A 19,529-nucleotide genomic window follows, 5' to 3' on the forward strand; every position below is an offset into this window, starting at 1 on the left:
ACATAACAATGAGCATGACGTTTTCCGGCCAGGTGGCAGTGGTGACAGGGGCGGCCGCCGGTATTGGCCGCGCGACTGCCCTGGCGTTCGCTGCCGAAGGCTTGAGAGTAGTGGTCGCCGATCTTGATACGGCGGGTGGCGAGGGCACGGTGGCGTTGATTCGCACGGCGGGCGGTGAAGCAACCTTCGTACGTTGCAACGTTACCGTGGAAAGCGATGTAAAAAATCTGATGGACGAAGTCGTGAATACCTACGGCCGTCTCGACTATGCCTTCAACAACGCCGGCATCGAGATCGAGAAAGGCAAACTGGCCGAGGGTACGATCGACGAATTCGACGCGATCATGGGCGTCAATGTCAAAGGTGTCTGGCTGTGCATGAAGTACCAATTACCCTTGCTGCTGGCCCAGGGTGGTGGTGCGATCGTCAACACCGCGTCGGTGGCCGGCCTGGGGGCTGCGCCGAAGATGAGTATCTACGCCGCCTCCAAACACGCAGTGATCGGCCTGACCAAATCGGCGGCCATCGAATACGCCAGGAAAAAGATTCGCGTGAATGCCGTGTGTCCCGCGGTGATCGACACCGACATGTTCCGCCGTGCCTATGAAGCGGATCCGAAGAAGGGCGAGTTCGCCAATGCCATGCATCCGGTGGGTCGCATTGGCAAGGTCGAGGAGATTGCCAGCGCGGTGCTGTACCTGTGCAGCGATGGTGCAGCGTTTACCACCGGCCACTCGTTGGCGGTGGACGGAGGCGTCACGGCATTCTGAATGTGATTTTCAGCTTCGGCGATGGTGCCGGCCAATGTGTTTCCAATGGTTAGAACCGAAGATTCTGGCGGCGTTGTCGCACATCCCATCGAGCATTCCTGTGATTAACTGTTCCAGCAAAACGAACAGGAGTTTGCTTGCTCATGGAATTGAGAATCGATCGACAGGCCTTGGTGCCGCTCGTCCAGCAAATTGTCGATGCGCTGGCGGGCTGGCTCCGGCAAAGCGAAGTATTGCCCGGGACGCGTTTACCTTCTGCGCGGCAAATCGCGCGGGATAATCTGCTCAGTCAGTCCAGCGTCGTTGAAGCGTGTGAGCGTCTGGTCGCTGAAGGGGTGTTGGCGTCGCGTCAGGGTAGCGGCTTTTTTGTCGCCGACCCGGTATTGGCTGCTCGCAGGCAACGGGATTACCCCTGGTTCGAAGGGGCGGCGGTAAAGCACGATGGCGTCTTCGGTGAACTAAAGCTGGGCTGTGGTGGATTGCCCATAAGCTGGCGCGAGACTGACGACCTGGGTTACGCGATCCGTGAGATCAGTCGCACCGACATGGCGGGGCTGTTCAACTATGGCACCCCGCTGGGCCTGCCAGCCTTGCGCCAACACATTCGCAAGCGCCTGCTGCAACTGCATATCGCCGTGCAGGAGCACCAGATCCTGACAACGGCGGGCGCTAGCCAGGGGCTTGATCTGATTGTGCGCACCTTGCTCAAGCCGGGGGAGTGCGTGGTGGTGGAAAGTCCCGGGTACTCGATGCTGTTCGAGTTGCTCCGGCTGCGCGGCGTCCACATGATCGAGGTGCCGCGAACGCCGAACGGGCCCGATATCAACGTGCTCGAGGCGCTGCTCCTGCAGTACCGGCCCCGAGCATTGTTCATCAACAGTTTCTATCACAATCCAACGGGCAGCAGCCTGACGCCAAAGGTGGCCCAGCAGATTCTGCAACTGGCGAAAACCCACTGTACGCTGGTCGTCGAAGATGACGTCTATGCGGATTTATCCGGCGGGCCCGGTACTCGGCTCGCCGCGCTGGATACTGCGGAAAACGTGATCTACGTCGGCAGTTTCTCCAAGACCCTTAGCAGCTCGTTGCGCGTCGGTTTTGTAGTAGCCGGCGCCGGGGTTGTTTCGCGACTGGCCGAAGTCAAGATGGTCAGCAGCATGGGCGCGTCACAGTTCTGCGAATCGGTGGTGGCTTGCCTGTTGGCCAGTGGTGCCTACCGCAAGCTGGTACAGCGACAACGCCAGCGTTTGAACAGCGATCGGGAGACCGCCTTGCAAGTGCTCGAAGACGCTGAGTGGGAGGTCTTCGGCAAACCTGCCGGGGGCTTGTTCATCTGGGCGCGATCGCCCATGGCCGACTACGCTCAAGTGCGGGCCCAGGCACAGCGCTTCGGCGTCCAGCTGTCTTCAGCGACGGCCTTCAGTCCCACCGGCGAGCCCGGTGACTGGCAGCGTATCAACGTGGCCTATGCCAGTGATCCGCGAGCCCGGGCGTTTTTCCAAGCCACCACTGTGGATCGACCTCAAGCGTTCTGAAAACGACGTGGGCGTAGCTTTTTGCCATTATTCCAGCGCCAGAGACTTGTGTTGATACAGGCCCGTTGCGACTCTGCGTCAACAGACTATATCAGGGGACCAAGTGCAATGATTTCGGCCGTGCAAGGACGTTTTGCCAACCTCGGTATGGCGAAAAAACTGGGTGTCGGGTTTGTACTCGTACTGCTGTTGACTGCCTTGGTGGCGGCCATTGGCGTGTGGTCCCTGCAGACCATCAGCCAACGCTTCGACGGGCTCAAGCAAATGTCGTCGCTCAACAGCGGTCTGCTCAAGGTGCGATTGCTTGAGCAGGAGTACGCGTTGGGTGGCAACCCGAAAACCGCTGATGCCTTGCACAAGGGCATTGACGACCTGGTCGCCCTTGCGAACGAACTCAAGGAGCAATCGGCTGCCAATGTGCCGGTGATGAGTGATGTCGAACAATCCCTGAGTGCCTATCGCAAGGCCTTTGACGAGTTCGTCTCGCTCAGCCAGGCCAAGGACCTGGCGCTGGAAATGGCCAGCTGGTCGGTGTCCAGCGTGGCCAATAACCTCGACGTGCTGCAAGCCGGGCTGGCCGATGACGGCGCCTATACCTTGAAAGAATCCGCAGGCAAGGATGGCGCGCAGTTCATCGAGCAAGCCAGTCAGGTCAGCCAGGTATCGCGGCTGATGTTGCAGGCTATGAACGAAGCGCGCGTGCGCCTGGACCAGAGCCGCAAGGGTGACGACAGCGCGGCACAGGGCAAGATCGAGCAGGCCGACCAGGCGCTGGTCCAGGCCGAGCAACTGAGAACCACCGTCAAGGATGAGGGCTACCAGACTGTGCTCAATGAAGTGGCCGGCCACATCGGCGGTTTCAGCGAAAAACTCGCCGAATACACTGGCTTGCTAGCTCAGGAAAAAATCGTTTATGAGCAACTGCATCAGCGCGCCGCGCAGGTGGTGGAGCGGGTGGATCAGGCCTATGTCGCCGAAGACCAGTCGATGCAGACCGAACTGAAAAAGAATTCGTTGCTGATTATCGGCTCCTCCGCGCTGGCCTTGCTGGTGGGGTTGATTGCGGCATGGGTGATTACCCGGTTGATCGTCGGCCCCTTGCGCAGCGTGATGCGTGTGGCGCAACAGATCGCCGCCGGCGATTTGAGTGCGACGGTCGAGGTGACTCGTCGTGACGAGATCGGTCAATTGATGCAGGCCATGCAGCAGATGGGAACAGGACTCAGCAGTATTGTCAGCGGTTTGCAGGCCGGCATCGAGCAACTGGCCAGTTCGGCGCAATCACTGTCGACGGTAACCGAACAGACCAATCTGGAAGTCAGCAGCCAAAAGGAAGAAACCGATCAGGTTGCTACGGCGATGAATCAGATGACCGCGACCGTGCACGACGTTGCGCGAAACGCCGAGGAGGCCGCTCAGGCGGCACAGACAGCGGACGACAAGGTTGAAAGCGGTCAGCAGGTGGTGCGCCAGAGTATGGCCCGGATCGAGCAACTGGCAGATTCTGCGACCTCGGCCAGTTCGAGCATCGAAAGCCTGAGCGCGCAAATCCAGAACATCGGCACGGTGCTCGGTGTCATCAAGAGCGTGGCCGAGCAAACCAACCTGTTGGCGCTCAATGCCGCTATCGAGGCGGCGCGGGCCGGCGAGCAGGGGCGGGGCTTTGCGGTGGTGGCGGACGAGGTGCGGGCATTGGCGAAACGGACCCAGCAATCGACCGAGGAGATCGAGCGACTGGTCAGCGCCTTGCGTTCGGCGGCGCACTCGTCGGTACAGCAGATTCAGAACAGTGGTGAGTTGGTGAAGCTGGCAGTCAGCGATGCGCTGCAGACTGAGAGTGCGCTGGGCAGCATTGCCGCGGCGGTATCGTTGATTCAGCAAATGAACCAGCAGATCGCAGCGGCTGCCGAGGAGCAGAGTTCGGTGGCCGAGGAGATCAATCGCAGTGTGACAAGTATTCGCGCCAGTGCGGATCAGTCTTCGTTGGCGATGCGGGGGAATGCGGCGTCCAGTATTGAGCTGGCGCAGTTGGGGGTTGAGTTGAAGGGGATGGTGGGGCACTTTCGGCTTTGATGTGGGCTTTTTTGGACTTGGCGGCCGTTGGGCCGACCAGGTTGTTGGTGGTTGAGTGCATATCCGTTGGTGCGGTAACGGCCGCCTATGGTTTCGCCCTTACGGCGAGTCACTTGGAAAAGCCCCAAGTAACCAAGGGCTCTTGCCCCTTTCGTTCGGTGCCTCGCTAGTGCTCGGCATGCCCTCGCTCCGGTCCTGCTCCGTGGGCCCGCCGCGATCGGCCATCCCTGGCCGTGCGCGGCTAACCCGGCATCCATGCCGGGTTGCCCACTACGCAGAACCTCCACTCGGCCTCTCGATGGGGCGGTGCGTCAAGATCAAAAGCTGCAGGCGAGCTAACGCTCGGCCTGATGAGTGGTGGAGAGCGTCGGTGTACGCCGATCCCTTGTAGGAGCGAGCCTGCTCGCGAAGGCGGCCTGACAGCCGACGTGATTTCAGAAATGCACGCGTACCCCTTGTAGGAGCGAGCCTGCTCGCGAAGGCGGCCTGACAGCCGACCTGATTTCAGAACGCACCCGTACCCCTTGTGGGAGCTGGCTTGCCAGCGAAGACGGCCTGCCAGCCAACCAATCTTTATCGGATGCACTCACCGCTAAAATCCAACCCAAAAAAAAGCCACCTTTTCGGTGGCTCTCCCGCTTCCCTTGATCAGTCGTAAACAACTTTCTTCTTCCAGTCCGCATCAGCCTCGGCGTCCTTCAGGCCTTCAGTCAGCTGGTTCACTTCGCCATCAGCCGGCGCGATGTTATCCATGACCTGTGCGTTGGCCCGGGCCAGGAGTTTTTCCAGGTAGTCCAGTTGTTCGGCGTAGACCTTGGGGTCCTGCTGTTTGCGCAGGTACTGCACGCCGCGTTCGAATGCCAGGCGGGCTTGGCCGGGCTGGTTCTGTTGCAGGGCGTGCTGGCCGAGGTTGTTGAAGAATTCGATGTGCAGCAGGACCAGGAGATGGCGAACTTCGCGGATCCAGCGCTTGGCTTCGTTGGTTGGCAGGAAGCCATCATGGGCGGCGCGGGTGATCTGGCCGTGCAGGGCTTCGAGCAGGAAGCGTACGTCCTTGGCTTTGGCTTCGGTCTGGATCGGTGCCGGTGGATTGTTGACCGGGATCGATTCGCCTTGGGCGACCAGGGCATTCAGTTCGGCAATCCGTTCCTTCATCGCGGCGTCGGATTTTTCCAGACTGAGCAGGCGCTGGCAGACATTAAGCTCCAGACGGGTCAACAGCAGTTTGAGTTCCGCTGTCATCAACTGACCGGGAAAAGTCTCGGTGATTTCGCCACAGCGACGCAGGCGGTCGTTCAGCTCGATCCGGGTGCGGGCTTTTTCCAGCTTGTTGTTTTCCACCACATGGTTCATGTAGCCAATGGCGATCAATAGTGCGATCCCGGCTACGACGAGCAGGGTGATCATGAGTGGTGTCACCGGTAAGACCTCTTTATGGGTTTATGGGGTCGCGTGCAGGGGAGTTGCCCGGACCGCTCGACGGGATGAATCGGTTATCCTTATGTGGTATCGGCCGCAACCCTGATTACTATAAGTAATAGTCGTTCTAGAGGCGTATTGCCATCACTCAGGGCATGCATGAACTATAACGCCTTGACGCTTGCCTGGCGTCAGAATATAGGCGTCAATCGTCGGACGGCGTAAAACCCGGATCGGTGTCCTAAAGCAGGGCGAAGTCATTGATTTAAATAAATTTATATCAGGGGGTTGACGACCCCTCAATCCATCCATAGAATGCGCGCCACTTACAGCGGAAAGCACACAGCGAAACGCGGTAGGGAGTGAATGTTGTACGTGTGTCCCCTTCGTCTAGTGGCCTAGGACACCGCCCTTTCACGGCGGTAACAGGGGTTCGAGTCCCCTAGGGGACGCCAATGCGGGAATAGCTCAGTTGGTAGAGCACGACCTTGCCAAGGTCGGGGTCGCGAGTTCGAGTCTCGTTTCCCGCTCCATTTTTAAACAGCGTTGCTTTCGGGCAGGGCTGAGTGAAACCAGAACCAAGTCTTCGGATGCGGGTCTGGGCACCGAAACACAGACCATGTGTTCCGGGCAGCGTGTCCCCTTCGTCTAGTGGCCTAGGACACCGCCCTTTCACGGCGGTAACAGGGGTTCGAGTCCCCTAGGGGACGCCATTTGCGGGAATAGCTCAGTTGGTAGAGCACGACCTTGCCAAGGTCGGGGTCGCGAGTTCGAGTCTCGTTTCCCGCTCCAATTTCACAAAAACGCCGCTCATCGAGCGGCGTTTTTGTTTGTGCGCGATTTGTGTCCGCAGCAGTAAAAAAGGCCCGCCAGTCAGACTGTGCGGGCCTTTTGCTCGTTCGACGTTTTTACATCGACAGAATCAGACGCCCTGCGAACAAGATCAGAATCACCCCCATCGTTCGTTCGAACCAGTGCCCCATGCGCAGAAAGAGCAATCGCACCCGGGCGCTGGAAAAGAACAGGGCGACAATGACAAACCACGATGCATTAACGAAACACATCCAGACCCCATACAGCGCCTGAACCTTGAGCGGTGTCGTGGCGCTGATGAGACTGGTGAATATCGCCAGGAAAAACAGCGTGGCCTTGGGGTTGGTGGCGTTGGTCAGGAAACCTGTGCTGAACGCCTTGAGCAGTGTTTGCTCTGCCATCGGTTGGTCCGCACCTTTGTCGCCTTCCAGCACGGTCTTGGGTTTGCTGCGTATCAGGCTGACGCCGAGGTACAGAATGTAGGCGCCGCCCACCACCTTGGCCACGGTCAGTAGCCAGGGGGTGGTGTGCATCAATGCGCCGACGCCGAGCAGGGTGTAAAGCACGTGCACGGAAATGCCCGCACCGATGCCCAGCGCCGTGCAGATGCCGACCAGTCTGCCGAAACGCACGCTTTGACGGATGGTGACCGCGAAGTCCGGTCCGGGTGCGACCACAGCGAGGAAGTGGATGATCGCCAGCGTCAGAAACTCGCCCATGTAATTGGAAAGCATCTCAACTCCAGAAAGTAAGGGGTGAAGCATTGCCGCGATAGCCGACAAAGAAGGAAAGGCTCAAGCGCGGGTCCGCCACACCCGGCGTCACTGAGTGCATGCGGCGCGAGTTGAACATGATGAAGTCGCCAGGCTCGGGGAGAATCTCCAGAGCCGCGGGGCCGAGCAGGGCCGGGTCGATGCCGTAGCTCTCGCCGCGCATCTCGTCGAATTGGTCCGGGGAAATGTCGTCGTCCCACATCTGCAATGCGCCACCTTCGGTGGGCATGTTCAGGTAAACGTTGCAGGCGAACTGCGCTTCCAGGCTTCTGGCCTGGTAGCTGTCAGGGGCGTCCTTGGCGAAAATGTCGTGGTGGGCGAGGAAGCACACGCCTGGCTTCACCACCCGGGACAGCCCTACATACATTTTGCGCCCGTAAAGATTTTCCAGGTGCGCACCCGCTGGCCAGGATTCGTCGAGCATGCAGCGCAGGGTGTCGACCGGGGACGGGTAGGGCGCGCAGCGGTTGCGTAATTCCGCGATGTTGCGGGTGGCGCGGGCGAAATAATCCTCGATCAACAGCGGCTGGTTTTCCGCTTCATAAAACGCCATGCCGATGCGACCGATGCTGGGCGCGTTGATATAGCCTTCGAAACCGGGGGTGAGGATCTTGTCGCCGATCTGCATCGCCAGCGATCGGGGCAGCAAGCCTTTGACGCGAATGGCGAGGACTTCTTCGTTGGCCAGTTTTTTTATGCACGTCTCATCGAGACGCTCGACGTCAAGCATCATGGTTTAAGGTCCATCTATCAAAGAGGCAACGGAGCCTGCGAATGCGGGCTGCCCCGGCGTCAGGCGATGCCGGGTTCGGCATCGCCCACATGCTCAGTCCACATCGTAGTGAACGGACAGCGTTCCTTTTTTTTGCGAAACGGCAGTGATCGAGACCACGCCCAAATCCTTCAAGCTACGTACATGGGTGCCGCCGCAACCGTAGGCGGGCAGTTCACCGAAACCGATTTCCCTGGCGCCTTCGCGCAATGACGTCAGGCGGGGCAGGTCGTGGGCGATCCATTGCTCGATGCCGTGCTGAACAGTTTGCGCATCAACGTCCTGCGCCGAATCTTCGGGTTTGAACTGCACTCGTCCTTCGCCTGGCCAGTGATGCGCCTTGATCGGCATCCAGCCCAAGGCCTGAACAAAGTGACCGATCAGATGGCCGGCGGAGTGCATGCGCGTGTTGAACTGGCGACACTGTTCGTCGACCCGAATCTGGGTCATGCCGAGTTTTACCGGGCGATCGACAAAATGGATGACTCGGTCCGGGTCCTGAACCACGCGCAACACCTGACTTTCACCGATCCAGCCGGTGTCGAAGGGTTGTCCGCCCCCCTGTGGATGAAACAGCGTGGCACGCAGCACCACCGCGAATTCATTTTCGCAGGGCGTGCAATCCAGCACTTCAACGTTGGCCTTGAGATCATCACTATGGAAAAACAGGCGAAGCGTCATAGTCCATGACCTTATTAAAGTTTCTGTTTTTCATTATATGGAGAGCGGATTTGCGTGATAATCCGTTCAAACATCAAAGGACTGTTGTGCTGTGAGCATAAATCTTCCACTGCCTCTGCTGGGTGAAATGGCGATTTTCGTCAAGGTCGTCGAGACCGGCAGTTTCTCCGAAGCGGCTCGCCAGCTGGGTTCTTCGCCCTCGGCGATCAGTCGCAGCATTTCGCGTCTGGAGAAGGCGCTTGCCACCCGTTTGCTGCAACGCACCACCCGTAAACTGCGCCTGAGCGACGGTGGCGAGGAAGTGTTCAAGCGCTGCCAGGAAATGGTCAGTGCGGCCAAGTCGGTCATGGAAATCAGCGGCCAGTTCACCCACGAAGCGGAAGGGCTGGTGCGCGTCAGTGTGCCGAAAGCGGTGGGGCGGTTCGTGATTCATCCGCATATGCCGGAATTTTTGCGGCGTTATCCCAAAGTCGATGTGGAGTTGTTGCTCGAGGACCGTCAGGTGGACTTGATCGATGACAACGTCGACTTGGCTATTCGCATTACCGATCGGCCACCCGCCGGTCTGGTGGGGCGGCAACTGCTGACCATCGACCATTTGCTCTGCGCAACGCCGCAGTACCTCGCCGAACACGGCACGCCGACCCATCCCCACGACTTGCTCGATCACAGTTGCATCTACCTGGGCGAAACCCCGAGCGATGCGCGGTGGAAATTCAAGAAAGGCACCAAGGCAGTGACCGTCGGTGTACGCGGTCGTTATGCGGCCAATCACACCGGTGTGCGACTGGGGGCGGTGTTGCAGCACATCGGGATCGGCAGCCTGCCCTATTTCACCGCGCGTTATGCGCTGGAGCAGGGACTCATCGTGCAGGTGTTGCCGGACTGGACCTTCCTCGCGTCCTACCACGGCGGCGCCTGGTTGCTGCATTCGCCGACCCGTTACTTGCCGCCCAAGCTTCGGGTGTTGATCGATTATCTGGTGGAGTGCCTCGAGAAGGAGCCGACCTTGAGCAAGCCGGGCAAGCCAAGTGCGCTGGGCAAGATGGCGGCACAGTATGAGCTTCCCGAGAGTGATGGGTTGTTCTGACGGGCGCCTTCGCGGGCAAGCCCGCTCCCACATTTGATTTGTGAGCGCCCCAGATCCAATGTGGGAGCGGGCTTGCTCGCGAAGGCGTCCGCCCGGTCACCACATGATTCAGCAATACCAAAAAAAGGCCCGCATGAATCACCATGCGGGCCTTTTGATTGCTGACCGTGAATCAGTGCTTGCTGTCGTCGTTCGACATTGCCAGCAGCTGTTTTTCCTGGTTCCAGTCGAAGGGTTCGTCGTTCTGTTCGGCTTCGAAACGACGTTCTTCCAGTGCCTGATACAGGTCGATCTCATCGTCGGGCATGTAGTGCAGGCAGTCGCCGGCGAAGTACCACAGCAGGTCGCGCGGAACCAGGTGGGCGATTTGTGGATAGCGGGTGATCACTTGGCACAGGATGTCCTGGCCCAGGTATTGGCTTTCGATCGGGTCGACCGGCAGCAACGCGCGCAGTTCGTCGAAGCGCTCCAGGAACAAGGCATGGCTTTCTTCGGGAACCTGTTCGGCCTCACCTACGGCGACCAGGATGCTGCGCAGGTGGTCGAGCAAGACAAGATGATCGGCAACGACATTGGACACGAGATAAGTCCTCAAGAGCAAAACGGGCGCGGGAGTATAAAGCGCCCGCGCCCTTTTTTACATGGTGGACGGGATCAGCGGACCTTTCCTTTGGCCAAAGCCAGCTCCTCTTTGTCGAAATCATCGACATCGATCACCTTGCGCCGCGCTGCTTCGGCATCGCGCAGGGTTTGCGCCTCCCCGGGCTGCAACACGCCGGCTTCCAGCGCTGCATCGATGACATGTTCCCCGACCGCCGGTTTAACCTGACCGCTTTTGAGGCCCATATGCAGTTTTTTCTGCAATGGCCGCGCCGCGTCCAACAGGTTGCAGGCGTGTTGCAGCGCGCCAACGGCGTCATCGGGTGATTGTGGACGGTAGCAACCGCCGAGCAATTCTTCGAGGGTCGGATCGCCCTTGGCCCGGCCAATCACCGCCGCGACTTCTGCGCCGAGCTTGTCCGAAGGGCCTTTGTGGCGACGACCCAGCGGGAATACGATCACCCGCAGCAGGCAACCCAGCACCCTGTTCGGGAAGTTGCTCAGCAGTTCATCGAGTGCACGCTCGGACTGACCCAGGCTTTCTTCCATGGCCCAGGTAAACAGCGGTGCCATATGCTCCGGTGAGTCGAGGTCGTGGTAACGCTTGAGCGCGGCGGAGGCGAGGTACATGTTGCTGAGTACGTCCCCCAGACGCGCCGACAAGCGCTCGCGACGTTTCAGTTCACCGCCCAGCAGCATCATGCTCAGGTCGGCGAGCATGGCGAACGCAGCGGCCTGGCGATTGAGGGCCCGGAAGTAGCCTTGGCTGAGCGTGTTGCCCGGCGCGTGTTCGAAATGCCCCAGGCCGAGGTTCAGCACCAGGGTGCTGGCGGCGTTGCCCACGGCGAAACCGATGTGCTTGAGCAGCAGGCCATCGAACTCGGTGAGTGCCTGGTCCTTGTCTTCGCGGCCGGCGAGGGCCATTTCCTTGAGCACGAAAGGATGGCAGCGAATCGCACCCTGGCCGAAGATCATCAGGTTGCGCGAGAGAATGTTCGCGCCTTCCACGGTGATGAAGATCGGCGCGCCATTCCAGCTGCGCCCCAGATAATTGTTTGGCCCCATGATGATCGCCTTGCCACCGTGCACATCCATGGCGTGGCTGATGCACTCGCGACCGCGTTCGGTGAGGTGATACTTGAGAATCGCAGACAGCACCGAGGGCTTTTCGCCCAGGTCTACCGCGTTGGCGGTCAGCATCCGCGCGGCGTCCATCATCCAGGCATTGCCGCCGATGCGCGCCATGGCTTCCTGGATGCCTTCGAACGCCGACAGCGGAACGTTGAACTGCTCACGAATCTGCGCATATTGGCCCGTCACCAGGCTGGTGAATTTGGCTGCGCCGGTACCGACCGCAGGCAGGGAAATCGAACGCCCGACCGACAGGCAGTTCATCAGCATCATCCAGCCCTTGCCGAGCATTTCCTGGCCGCCGATGAGGAAGTCCAGGGGAATGAACACATCCTTGCCCGAGTTCGGGCCGTTCATGAACGAAGCGCCAAGGGGCAAGTGACGGCGGCCGATTTCGACGCCGGCGGTATCGGTGGGGATCAGCGCCAGGCTGATGCCCAGGTCTTCCTCGTCCCCCAGCAGGTGGTCCGGGTCGTAGGCCTTGAACGCCAGACCGAGCAGGGTGGCTACCGGCCCCAGCGTGATGTAGCGTTTTTCCCAGTTCAGGCGCAGGCCGAGGGTTTCCTGGCCTTCCCATTGTCCTTTGCAGATCACCCCGGTGTCGGGCATCGCGCCAGCGTCGGAACCGGCCAGGGGGCCGGTCAAGGCGAAACAGGGGATGTCGTCACCCCGTGCCAGGCGTGGCAGGTAGTGGTTGCGTTGTTCATCGGTGCCGTAATGCAGCAACAGTTCGGCCGGGCCGAGGGAATTGGGGACCATCACCGTGGAGGCGAGGTCGCCGCTGTGGGTCGCCAGTTTCATCGCCACTTGCGAGTGGGCATAGGCGGAAAACCCTTTGCCCCCGAACTCCTTGGGAATGATCAGGGCGAAGAAGCCGTTTTCCTTGATGTGGGCCCAGGCTTCTGGTGGCAGGTCCATGTCTTGCCCGATCTGCCAGTCGCTCACCATGGCGCACAGTGCTTCGGTGGGGCCATCGATAAAGGCCTGTTCTTCTTCGCTCAGTTGCGCTTTGGGGTAGGACAGCAACTTGTCCCAGTCCGGACGACCGCTGAACAGTTCACCGTCCCACCACACAGTGCCGGCATCGATGGCATCGCGTTCGGTGGGCGACATCGGCGGCAGGGTTTTTTGGAACCAGTTGAACATCGGCGCACTAAAATATTTGCGGCGCAGGTCGGGCAGCAATAGCGGAGCCGCGGTGGCAGCGAGCAACACCCAGAAAATCAGCAGCAGCCAACCCGGTGCACGGCTGAAAATACCCATCGCCAACAGGTAGACAGCCACGATACCCATGGCGGGCAGCGGGGCGATGCGGCGGTGAGCCAGATAAGCTATCCCGACAACCAGAACCAGTATCCACAACAGCAGCATATTTAATCCTCCGTGAAACCAGGGCAAAACCAGCCTTCAGAGCTTAGACGGCATCCGTAAAACAAGGTGGTCAGAGCGATGTGATTGAAATCGTAGGAAACCGTGATGAGTTTTGTAGGACTGATGGGCGACAGGCCGTGAAAAATCAAGCATGGAGCGAGCGACAATGCGCTCAAGTTTGGCCGAAACGTCGTTATCTCTGTGCTGAACCTGTCGCTAGACTCGTGGCTTCCCCAGGAGAGTGTTCTCATGCACGAGTATCTGAGTCCCGGCCGCTTCATCGATAGTGACCATCCGTCGGTGGTGGAGTTCGCCGAAAAACATCGGGGCAGCAGTCGCGACCCGCTCGAGCAGGCGATCAATCTCTATTACGCCGTGCGCGAGGCGGTGCGCTACAACCCTTACACCTTCAGTCGCGACCCGCAGACCTTGCGTGGCAGTCATGCACTGGCAGCCGGGGTGAGTTACTGCGTGCCCAAAGCCACACTGCTGGCCGGATGCGCGCGGCATTGCTCGATCCCCGCACGCATCGGGCTGGCGGATGTGCGCAACCATTTGGCGACGCCGCGCCTGCTCGAATTGCTCAAGAGCGACGTGTTCGCCATGCATGGTTATACCGAACTGTACCTGAACGGAAGCTGGGTCAAAGCCACACCGGCGTTCAACCAGGACTTGTGCGAACTGTTCAATGTCGAACCCTTGGAATTCGACGGCATCCACGACAGCGTATTCCATCCGTTCAATCGTGACGGAGCGCAATTGATGGAGTACCTGATCGATCACGGCCAGTTCCCCGACGTGCCTGAAACGTTCTTTTTCGAGCACCTGGAAAAGTGCTACCCACATCTGTTCCGCGAGCAACTGCCGGTGCTGTTGGGTGATATGCAGAGCGATTTGAGTCGCGCCTGATCCGGCGTATGCTGCCTGCGCATTCATCCATAAAGAGGCGGTCATGCTGAAGATCTGGGGTCGGAAAAATTCGTCGAATGTCAGGAAACCGTTGTGGGCCGCCGAGGAGCTGGGCCTGGCCTACGAAGCGATCGATGCCGGCGGCGCCTTTGGTGTAGTCGATACACCGCAGTACCGCGCGATGAATCCCAATGGTCGCGTGCCGGTGATTGAAGACGACGGTTTCGTGCTGTGGGAATCCAACACCATCGTGCGTTACCTGCTGGCCTCTCATGCCAACGGTACGGCCTGGTACCCGGAGAGTCCTCAGGTCCGCGCTGCTGCGGAGAAGTGGATGGACTGGACCACTTCAAGTTTTGCCGGTCCGTTCCGCACAGTGTTCTGGGGCGTTTTGCGCACGCCGGAGGATAAACAGGACTGGCCCGCCATCAAGGCTGCGATCAAGGAATGCGACGATCTGCTGTCGATGGCCGATCAGGCGCTGGCGACCCAACCGTACCTGTCGGGCAACGACATCGGCATGGGCGACATTTCCCTCGGCAGTTTCATTTATGCCTGGTTCGAGATGCCGATCGAGCGTGCGCCGCAACCTCATGTGGAAGCCTGGTATGCACGATTGAAGCAGCGTCCGGCGTATCGGAAAGCCGTCATGACCGCGTTGACTTAATACTCACTATCGACACGCTTGACTGTACTTGTGTGGCGGCGACAAGCACCATTGCTTTCATGCGCTGCGGTTGCATTGCTCGCCGCCCGCCCTTATTTATTCCTTCCTTCCCTTCTTGGTGCGTAAATCCGATATGAGTTCCGCTCTGTCCATCCGGCAGCTAACCAAAACCTACGGCAACGGTTTCCAGGCCTTGAGTGGTATCGATCTGGACGTCGCCGAAGGTGACTTCTTCGCCTTGCTTGGCCCTAATGGCGCTGGCAAATCCACGACCATCGGCATTCTCTCGACCCTGGTGAACAAGACCAGCGGCACGGTGAATATCTTCGGTAACGACCTGGACAAAAACCCGGCGCAGCTCAAGCGCTGCATAGGCGTGGTGCCTCAGGAATTCAACTTCAACCAGTTCGAAAAGACCTTCGACATCGTCGTGACCCAGGCCGGTTACTACGGGATCCCGCCGAAAATCGCCAAGGAGCGAGCCGAGCAATACCTGACCCAGCTCGGCCTGTGGGACAAGCGCGATGTGCCATCCCGCTCGCTGTCCGGTGGCATGAAGCGTCGGTTGATGATCGCCCGGGCGCTGGTCCACGAACCACGCTTGTTGATTCTCGATGAACCGACGGCGGGTGTGGACATCGAACTGCGTCGCTCGATGTGGACCTTCCTGACCGAGCTGAACAAGAAAGGCATCACTATCATCCTCACCACCCACTACCTGGAAGAGGCTGAGCAATTGTGCCGCAACATCGGCATCATCGACCACGGCACTATCGTCGAGAACACCAGCATGAAGCAGTTGCTCGGCCAACTGCATGTTGAAACCTTCTTGCTCGACATGAAAAACGATCTGAAAGTGGCGCCGCAGTTGCTTGGTTACGCCACCAGGTTGCTCGACAGTCACACCCTGGAAGTTCAGGTGGACAAGTCCATGGGCATTACGGCGCTATTTACTCAGCTTGCGCAGCAGAACATCGAAGTGCTGAGCCTGCGTAACAAAACCAATCGCCTCGAGGAGTTGTTCGTGTCCCTGGTGGAAAAAAATCTGTCGAAGGTGGCGGTATGAGTTCCGAGCTGCAACCCAATCTCGTTGCCCTCAATACCATCGTCTACCGTGAGATCAGACGCTTTACCCGGATCTGGCCGCAGACCTTGCTGCCGCCGGCCATCACCATGGTTCTGTACTTCGTGATCTTCGGCAATCTGATCGGTCGGCAGATCGGCGACATGGGTGGCTTCACCTACATGGAGTACATCGTGCCAGGGCTGATCATGATGTCGGTGATCACCAACTCGTACGGCAACGTGGTCTCGAGTTTCTTCGGCAGCAAATTCCAGCGGTCCATCGAGGAATTGATGGTATCGCCGGTGTCGCCGCATACGATTCTGATCGGCTACACCCTCGGTGGCGTACTGCGCGGATTGATGGTCGGGGTCATCGTGACGCTGCTGTCGCTGTTCTTCACCCAGTTGCAGGTGCATCACCTGGGCGTGACCATTCTGGTGGTAGTGCTGACGGCGACGATCTTTTCGCTGCTGGGCTTCATCAACGCGGTGTTTGCGCGCAACTTCGATGATATTTCGATCATCCCGACCTTCGTGCTGACACCCCTGACGTACCTGGGCGGGGTGTTTTACTCGATCAGCCTGCTGCCGCCGTTCTGGCAGACCGTGTCCCTGGCCAACCCGGTGCTGCACATGGTCAACGCTTTCCGTTACGGCATCCTGGGCGTTTCGGATATCCGGATCAGCGTGGCGATCACCTTCATGCTGGTGGCGACCGCAGTGTTGTATATCGGTTGTGCGCGGTTGCTGGTGAGTGGGCGCGGGATGCGCACCTGAGGAGAGACCGTGTCGTCTGCTTCGCGGGCAAGCCTCGCTCCTACAGCGAAGGCGTCAGCCCGGACACCACAAAAAAACGGCCTCTCCATAAAGGAAGGAGGCCGTTTTGCATTCACTGCATCCGCTTTTTCTTGCGCCGCGCCCATTGCCGACCCACCCACCAGCGCCAATACATCATCACCAGACAATAAGCCAAGCCTCCGAGTACCAGCCCCACCACCACCGATCCCAGCAGGAATGGCTGCCACAACGTCGAGAGTTGGCCGCTGATCCACTCCCAGGTCAATTCATCCGGCAAATGCCGGGCAGGGACATCCATCAACCACGCACCGGTCTGGTACGTGCAGAAGAACACGGCCGGCATGGTGATCGGGTTGGTCAGCCAGACCAGGCTGACGGCGATCGGCATGTTGCCGCGCACGATGATGGCGAGGATGGCGGCCACCAGCATTTGCAAGGGAATCGGCAGAAAAGCAGCGAACAGACCCACTGCCATGGCCCGGGCGACGGAGTGTCGGTTGAGGTGCCAGAGGTTCGGGTCATGCAGCAGCGTGCCGAGAAAGCGTAAGGACTTGTGTTCCCTGATGCTCGTCGGGTCTGGCATGTAACGTTTGAATAAGCGCCGGGGCATAAGGCTTCTCGGTCGGTTAAGGCGGCAAGTATGTCTGGATTCCATGAACCGCCCATTCAGACTTTGTGACAATTGATATCCGCAGTCGTGCGATAAGCCAGCTATGCCTAGGGCTGGAACCCTCAAGGACGGGCTTATGCGCACAGGGATGATAGCGTTGGCGCTGGGTCTGCTGGCCCTGCGTTTTTTACCGGTACTACCGCCGGTCTGGTTTTGGCTGGTGTTGCCGGTAGCGGCTTTGATGATGCTGCCGTTCAGGACGTATCCATTGGCATTTTTCCTGTTCGGCTTCAGTTGGGCATGTGCGAATGCGCAGTGGGCCTTGGATGATCGCCTGCCCGCCAATCTGGATGGCGAAACCCGTTGGGTGGAAGGGCGGGTGGTGGGATTGCCCCAGAATGGTGAGGCGGTCGTGCGTTTCCAATTGGCAGACGCCCATTCGCGACGCGAAACTGTCCCGCCATTGATACGCCTGGCCTGGTACGGCGGGCCGCCGGTCAACAGCGGCGAACAGTGGCGACTGGCAGTGAAATTGAAGCGTCCTGCGGGGCTGCTCAATCCACATGCCTTCGATTACGACGCCTGGCTGCTGGCGCAACGCATCGGCGCCACCGGGACGGTCAAGGATGGCGTGCGTCTCCAGGAAGCTCGATGGGCCTGGCGCGACGGCATCCGCCAACGCTTGCAGGCGGTGGATGCCCAAGGCCGAACGGGAGCGCTGACGGCGCTGGTGCTGGGGGATGGCGCCGGGCTCAGTCGCGAGGATTGGCAGGTGTTGCAAGACACCGGCACCGTGCATTTGCTGGTAATTTCCGGGCAGCACATTGGCTTGCTCGCGGGGCTGGTGTACCTGCTGATCGCCGGCCTGCCTCGTTATGGCCTGTGGCCGGGGCGTCTGCCCTGGCTGCCATGGGCCTGCGGCCTGGCCTTCGCCGCTGCGCTCGGTTATGGGTTGCTGGCCGGTTTCGACGTGCCCGTGCGGCGAGCCTGCGTGATGATCGGCCTGGTGCTGTTGTGGCGGCTGCGCTTTCGCCATCTCGGTGCCTGGTGGCCGTTGTTGCTGGCGCTCAACGCCGTTCTGCTGCTGGACCCGCTGGCGAGTCTGCAGCAGGGTTTCTGGTTGTCTTTCGCCGCGGTAGCCGTGTTGATCTTCATTTTCGGCGGCCGGCTGGGTCCCTGGCGCTGGTGGCAATCCTGGACTCGCGCCCAGTGGCTGATCGCGATCGGCCTGGGCCCGATATTGCTGATACTGGGCTTGCCGATCAGCCTCAGCGGGCCGCTGGTCAATCTGCTGGCCGTGCCCTGGATCAGTCTGGTGGTGCTGCCGCCAGCCTTGCTGGGGACGCTGCTGTTGCCCATCCCTTTTGTGGGCGAGGGGTTGCTGTGGGTGGCGGGAGGCTTGATCGATCTGTTGTTCAGGGGCCTTGCACTGATGGCCGGGCGTTTCCCCGCGTGGATGCCGGCGGCGGTACCGTTGTGGATAGGGGGCCTGGGGGCACTGGGTGCGTTGCTGCTGTTAATGCCTCGCGGGGTGCCCCTGCGCCCGTTGGGTTGGCCGCTGCTGCTGTTGCTGGTATTTCCACCCCGCCAACTGTTGCCGGAGGGCACGGCCGAAATCTGGCAACTGGACGTCGGCCAGGGACTGGCCATCCTGGTGCGCACCCGTCATCACACGCTGTTGTACGACGCCGGGCCACGTTTCGGCGATAACGACCTCGGCGAGCGCGTGGTACTGCCGACGCTGCGCAAACTGGGGGTGAGCGGCCTCGACCTGATGCTGATCAGCCACGCCCATGCCGATCACGCCGGCGGGGCGCAGGCCGTCGCCAAAGGGTTGCCGGTGAGGCGCGTGCTCAGTGGCGAACCCTTGGAGTTGCCCACCGAGCTGCAAGCCGAGGCCTGCGAGAGCGGCCGGCAATGGACCTGGGACGGTGTGCAGTTCGCGCTCTGGCAATGGGCAGCAGCCCGGGAAAGCAACCCAAAATCCTGCGTGTTGCAGATCGAAGCCAACGGCGAGCGGTTGCTGCTGACCGGTGACATCGACACCGCGGCCGAGCGGGCCCTGCTCGACAGCCCCCTGGCGGTGACAACCGATTGGTTGCAGTCGCCACACCATGGCAGTCGCAGTTCATCTTCGCCGGCGCTGCTTGCCGCGTTGCAACCCGCGGCGGCGCTGATCTCCCGCGGCCAGGGCAATGCCTTCGGCCATCCCCATCCCACGGTCTTGGCGCGTTACCGACAGCGTGGCATGGCGATACATGACAGCGCCGAACAGGGTGCCATCCGTCTGCAACTGGGACAGTTCAAGCCAGCCTGGACAATGCGTCAGGAACGGCGTTTCTGGCGCCCTGCACCCTGATCGCCCCTGAATGAAGCCCGGCGGATGCGACATCCCGGTCTTCGGTGCGCCCACCCCCTATGTTAGAGTGGCGCACTTTTTCGAGGGGACTGT

General features: G+C 59.9%; 16 protein-coding genes, 4 tRNA genes and 1 pseudogene. 14 read left to right on the forward strand and 7 right to left on the reverse strand.

What is annotated here, in order from left to right:
* Positions 1-8: 8 nt before the first annotated feature.
* The 4 genes and pseudogenes from PMA3_RS06055 (at position 9) to PMA3_RS33520 (ending at position 4,378) form a co-directional block, all read left to right on the forward strand.
* A complete protein-coding gene (locus PMA3_RS06055; RefSeq protein WP_064676317.1) occupies positions 9-770 on the forward strand; it encodes an SDR family oxidoreductase in 762 nt (253 codons plus the stop codon).
* A 143-nt stretch (positions 771-913) separates the two neighbouring features.
* Positions 914-2,305: an aminotransferase-like domain-containing protein gene (locus PMA3_RS06060; RefSeq protein WP_064676318.1), complete on the forward strand. Its 1,392-nt coding sequence runs from the start codon at positions 914-916 to the stop codon at positions 2,303-2,305.
* Between the two features lie 987 nt (positions 2,306-3,292).
* A pseudogene (locus PMA3_RS33515) lies at positions 3,293-3,517 on the forward strand (HAMP domain-containing protein); the annotation flags it as partial.
* Entirely contained in the window at positions 3,515-4,378 is an 864-nt protein-coding gene (locus PMA3_RS33520; protein WP_420848683.1) for a methyl-accepting chemotaxis protein, read from the forward strand. The pseudogene PMA3_RS33515 and the gene PMA3_RS33520, both read left to right, overlap by 3 nt.
* Before the next feature lie 648 nt (positions 4,379-5,026).
* On the opposite strand, the gene PMA3_RS06070 is transcribed toward PMA3_RS33520, so the two are convergent.
* Positions 5,027-5,785 carry a hypothetical protein gene (locus tag PMA3_RS06070; protein ID WP_064676320.1) on the reverse strand — a complete coding sequence of 253 codons (759 nt, stop codon included), beginning with the start codon at positions 5,783-5,785 and terminating at the stop codon, positions 5,027-5,029.
* A 391-nt stretch (positions 5,786-6,176) separates the two neighbouring features.
* On the opposite strand from PMA3_RS06070, the gene PMA3_RS06075 reads away from it, so the two are divergent.
* The 4 genes from PMA3_RS06075 (at position 6,177) to PMA3_RS06090 (ending at position 6,589) form a co-directional block, all read left to right on the forward strand.
* Positions 6,177-6,252: transfer RNA gene (locus tag PMA3_RS06075), tRNA-Glu, on the forward strand.
* A gap of 2 nt (positions 6,253-6,254) precedes the next feature.
* Positions 6,255-6,330: transfer RNA gene (locus PMA3_RS06080), tRNA-Gly, on the forward strand.
* Positions 6,331-6,434: 104 nt separating this feature from the next.
* Positions 6,435-6,510, forward strand: a tRNA-Glu gene (locus PMA3_RS06085).
* Between the two features lie 3 nt (positions 6,511-6,513).
* Positions 6,514-6,589, forward strand: a tRNA-Gly gene (locus tag PMA3_RS06090).
* A gap of 116 nt (positions 6,590-6,705) precedes the next feature.
* On the opposite strand, the gene PMA3_RS06095 is transcribed toward PMA3_RS06090, so the two are convergent.
* The 3 genes from PMA3_RS06095 to PMA3_RS06105 all read right to left on the reverse strand — a co-directional run bounded on the left by PMA3_RS06095 (position 6,706) and on the right by PMA3_RS06105 (position 8,836).
* Positions 6,706-7,344 carry a LysE family translocator gene (locus tag PMA3_RS06095; protein WP_064676321.1) on the reverse strand — a complete coding sequence of 213 codons (639 nt, stop codon included), beginning with the start codon at positions 7,342-7,344 and terminating at the stop codon, positions 6,706-6,708.
* 1 nt (position 7,345) lies between these two features.
* Positions 7,346-8,116, reverse strand: coding sequence for a 2OG-Fe(II) oxygenase (locus PMA3_RS06100; RefSeq protein WP_064676322.1), 771 nt, complete (start codon positions 8,114-8,116; stop codon positions 7,346-7,348).
* Between the two features lie 93 nt (positions 8,117-8,209).
* Complete coding sequence (locus tag PMA3_RS06105) at positions 8,210-8,836, reverse strand: alanyl-tRNA editing protein (RefSeq protein ID WP_064676323.1); 627 nt, start codon at positions 8,834-8,836, stop codon at positions 8,210-8,212.
* A gap of 91 nt (positions 8,837-8,927) precedes the next feature.
* Between PMA3_RS06105 and PMA3_RS06110 the strand changes: the two genes are divergently transcribed.
* Positions 8,928-9,926, forward strand: a complete 999-nt coding sequence (locus PMA3_RS06110; RefSeq protein ID WP_064676324.1) for a LysR family transcriptional regulator — start codon at positions 8,928-8,930, stop codon at positions 9,924-9,926.
* A 172-nt stretch (positions 9,927-10,098) separates the two neighbouring features.
* Here PMA3_RS06110 and PMA3_RS06115 read toward each other — a convergent pair whose 3' ends face one another.
* Entirely contained in the window at positions 10,099-10,506 is a 408-nt protein-coding gene (locus tag PMA3_RS06115; RefSeq protein ID WP_027924016.1) for a PA2817 family protein, read from the reverse strand.
* 74 nt (positions 10,507-10,580) lie between these two features.
* Positions 10,581-13,028 carry an acyl-CoA dehydrogenase gene (locus PMA3_RS06120; RefSeq protein ID WP_064676325.1) on the reverse strand — a complete coding sequence of 816 codons (2,448 nt, stop codon included), beginning with the start codon at positions 13,026-13,028 and terminating at the stop codon, positions 10,581-10,583.
* Between the two features lie 249 nt (positions 13,029-13,277).
* On the opposite strand from PMA3_RS06120, the gene PMA3_RS06125 reads away from it, so the two are divergent.
* The 4 genes from PMA3_RS06125 to PMA3_RS06140 all read left to right on the forward strand — a co-directional run bounded on the left by PMA3_RS06125 (position 13,278) and on the right by PMA3_RS06140 (position 16,446).
* Complete coding sequence (locus PMA3_RS06125; RefSeq protein ID WP_064676326.1) at positions 13,278-13,937, forward strand: transglutaminase-like domain-containing protein; 660 nt, start codon at positions 13,278-13,280, stop codon at positions 13,935-13,937.
* 43 nt (positions 13,938-13,980) lie between these two features.
* A complete protein-coding gene (locus tag PMA3_RS06130; protein WP_064676327.1) occupies positions 13,981-14,604 on the forward strand; it encodes a glutathione S-transferase family protein in 624 nt (207 codons plus the stop codon).
* A 133-nt stretch (positions 14,605-14,737) separates the two neighbouring features.
* Positions 14,738-15,670, forward strand: a complete 933-nt coding sequence (locus PMA3_RS06135; protein ID WP_064676328.1) for an ABC transporter ATP-binding protein — start codon at positions 14,738-14,740, stop codon at positions 15,668-15,670.
* Positions 15,667-16,446 (forward strand): ABC transporter permease, encoded by a 780-nt coding sequence (locus tag PMA3_RS06140; RefSeq protein ID WP_064676329.1) that lies wholly within the window; start codon positions 15,667-15,669, stop codon positions 16,444-16,446. The genes PMA3_RS06135 and PMA3_RS06140 overlap by 4 nt, the downstream gene beginning before the upstream one ends.
* Before the next feature lie 112 nt (positions 16,447-16,558).
* On the opposite strand, the gene PMA3_RS06145 is transcribed toward PMA3_RS06140, so the two are convergent.
* On the reverse strand, positions 16,559-17,077 hold the full coding sequence (locus tag PMA3_RS06145; RefSeq protein ID WP_064676330.1) for a DUF2062 domain-containing protein: 519 nt from the start codon (positions 17,075-17,077) through the stop codon (positions 16,559-16,561).
* 136 nt (positions 17,078-17,213) lie between these two features.
* Here PMA3_RS06145 and PMA3_RS06150 point away from each other — a divergent pair, with 136 nt between their 5' ends.
* Complete coding sequence (locus PMA3_RS06150) at positions 17,214-19,436, forward strand: DNA internalization-related competence protein ComEC/Rec2 (RefSeq protein WP_064676331.1); 2,223 nt, start codon at positions 17,214-17,216, stop codon at positions 19,434-19,436.
* The last annotated feature ends 93 nt before the right edge of the window (positions 19,437-19,529 follow it).

It is taken from the genome of Pseudomonas silesiensis (assembly GCF_001661075.1).
In the GTDB taxonomy this organism is placed as follows: Bacteria; Pseudomonadota; Gammaproteobacteria; order Pseudomonadales; family Pseudomonadaceae; genus Aquipseudomonas; species Aquipseudomonas silesiensis.

What these genes read in the sequence shown, in the direction of transcription:
- PMA3_RS06100 (WP_064676322.1), bottom strand. Translation starts at nt 8,116, where the DNA reads ATGATGCTTGACGTCGAGCGTCTCGATGAGACGTGCATAAAAAAACTG.
- PMA3_RS06120 (WP_064676325.1), bottom strand. Translation starts at nt 13,028, where the DNA reads ATGCTGCTGTTGTGGATACTGGTTCTGGTTGTCGGGATAGCTTATCTG.
- PMA3_RS06135 (WP_064676328.1), top strand. Translation starts at nt 14,738, where the DNA reads ATGAGTTCCGCTCTGTCCATCCGGCAGCTAACCAAAACCTACGGCAAC.
- PMA3_RS33520 (WP_420848683.1), top strand. Translation starts at nt 3,515, where the DNA reads ATGGGAACAGGACTCAGCAGTATTGTCAGCGGTTTGCAGGCCGGCATC.
- PMA3_RS06060 (WP_064676318.1), top strand. Translation starts at nt 914, where the DNA reads ATGGAATTGAGAATCGATCGACAGGCCTTGGTGCCGCTCGTCCAGCAA.
- PMA3_RS06055 (WP_064676317.1), top strand. Translation starts at nt 9, where the DNA reads ATGAGCATGACGTTTTCCGGCCAGGTGGCAGTGGTGACAGGGGCGGCC.
- PMA3_RS06125 (WP_064676326.1), top strand. Translation starts at nt 13,278, where the DNA reads ATGCACGAGTATCTGAGTCCCGGCCGCTTCATCGATAGTGACCATCCG.
- PMA3_RS06070 (WP_064676320.1), bottom strand. Translation starts at nt 5,785, where the DNA reads ATGATCACCCTGCTCGTCGTAGCCGGGATCGCACTATTGATCGCCATT.
- PMA3_RS06150 (WP_064676331.1), top strand. Translation starts at nt 17,214, where the DNA reads ATGCGCACAGGGATGATAGCGTTGGCGCTGGGTCTGCTGGCCCTGCGT.
- PMA3_RS06145 (WP_064676330.1), bottom strand. Translation starts at nt 17,077, where the DNA reads ATGCCCCGGCGCTTATTCAAACGTTACATGCCAGACCCGACGAGCATC.
- PMA3_RS06130 (WP_064676327.1), top strand. Translation starts at nt 13,981, where the DNA reads ATGCTGAAGATCTGGGGTCGGAAAAATTCGTCGAATGTCAGGAAACCG.
- PMA3_RS06095 (WP_064676321.1), bottom strand. Translation starts at nt 7,344, where the DNA reads ATGCTTTCCAATTACATGGGCGAGTTTCTGACGCTGGCGATCATCCAC.
- PMA3_RS06105 (WP_064676323.1), bottom strand. Translation starts at nt 8,836, where the DNA reads ATGACGCTTCGCCTGTTTTTCCATAGTGATGATCTCAAGGCCAACGTT.
- PMA3_RS06140 (WP_064676329.1), top strand. Translation starts at nt 15,667, where the DNA reads ATGAGTTCCGAGCTGCAACCCAATCTCGTTGCCCTCAATACCATCGTC.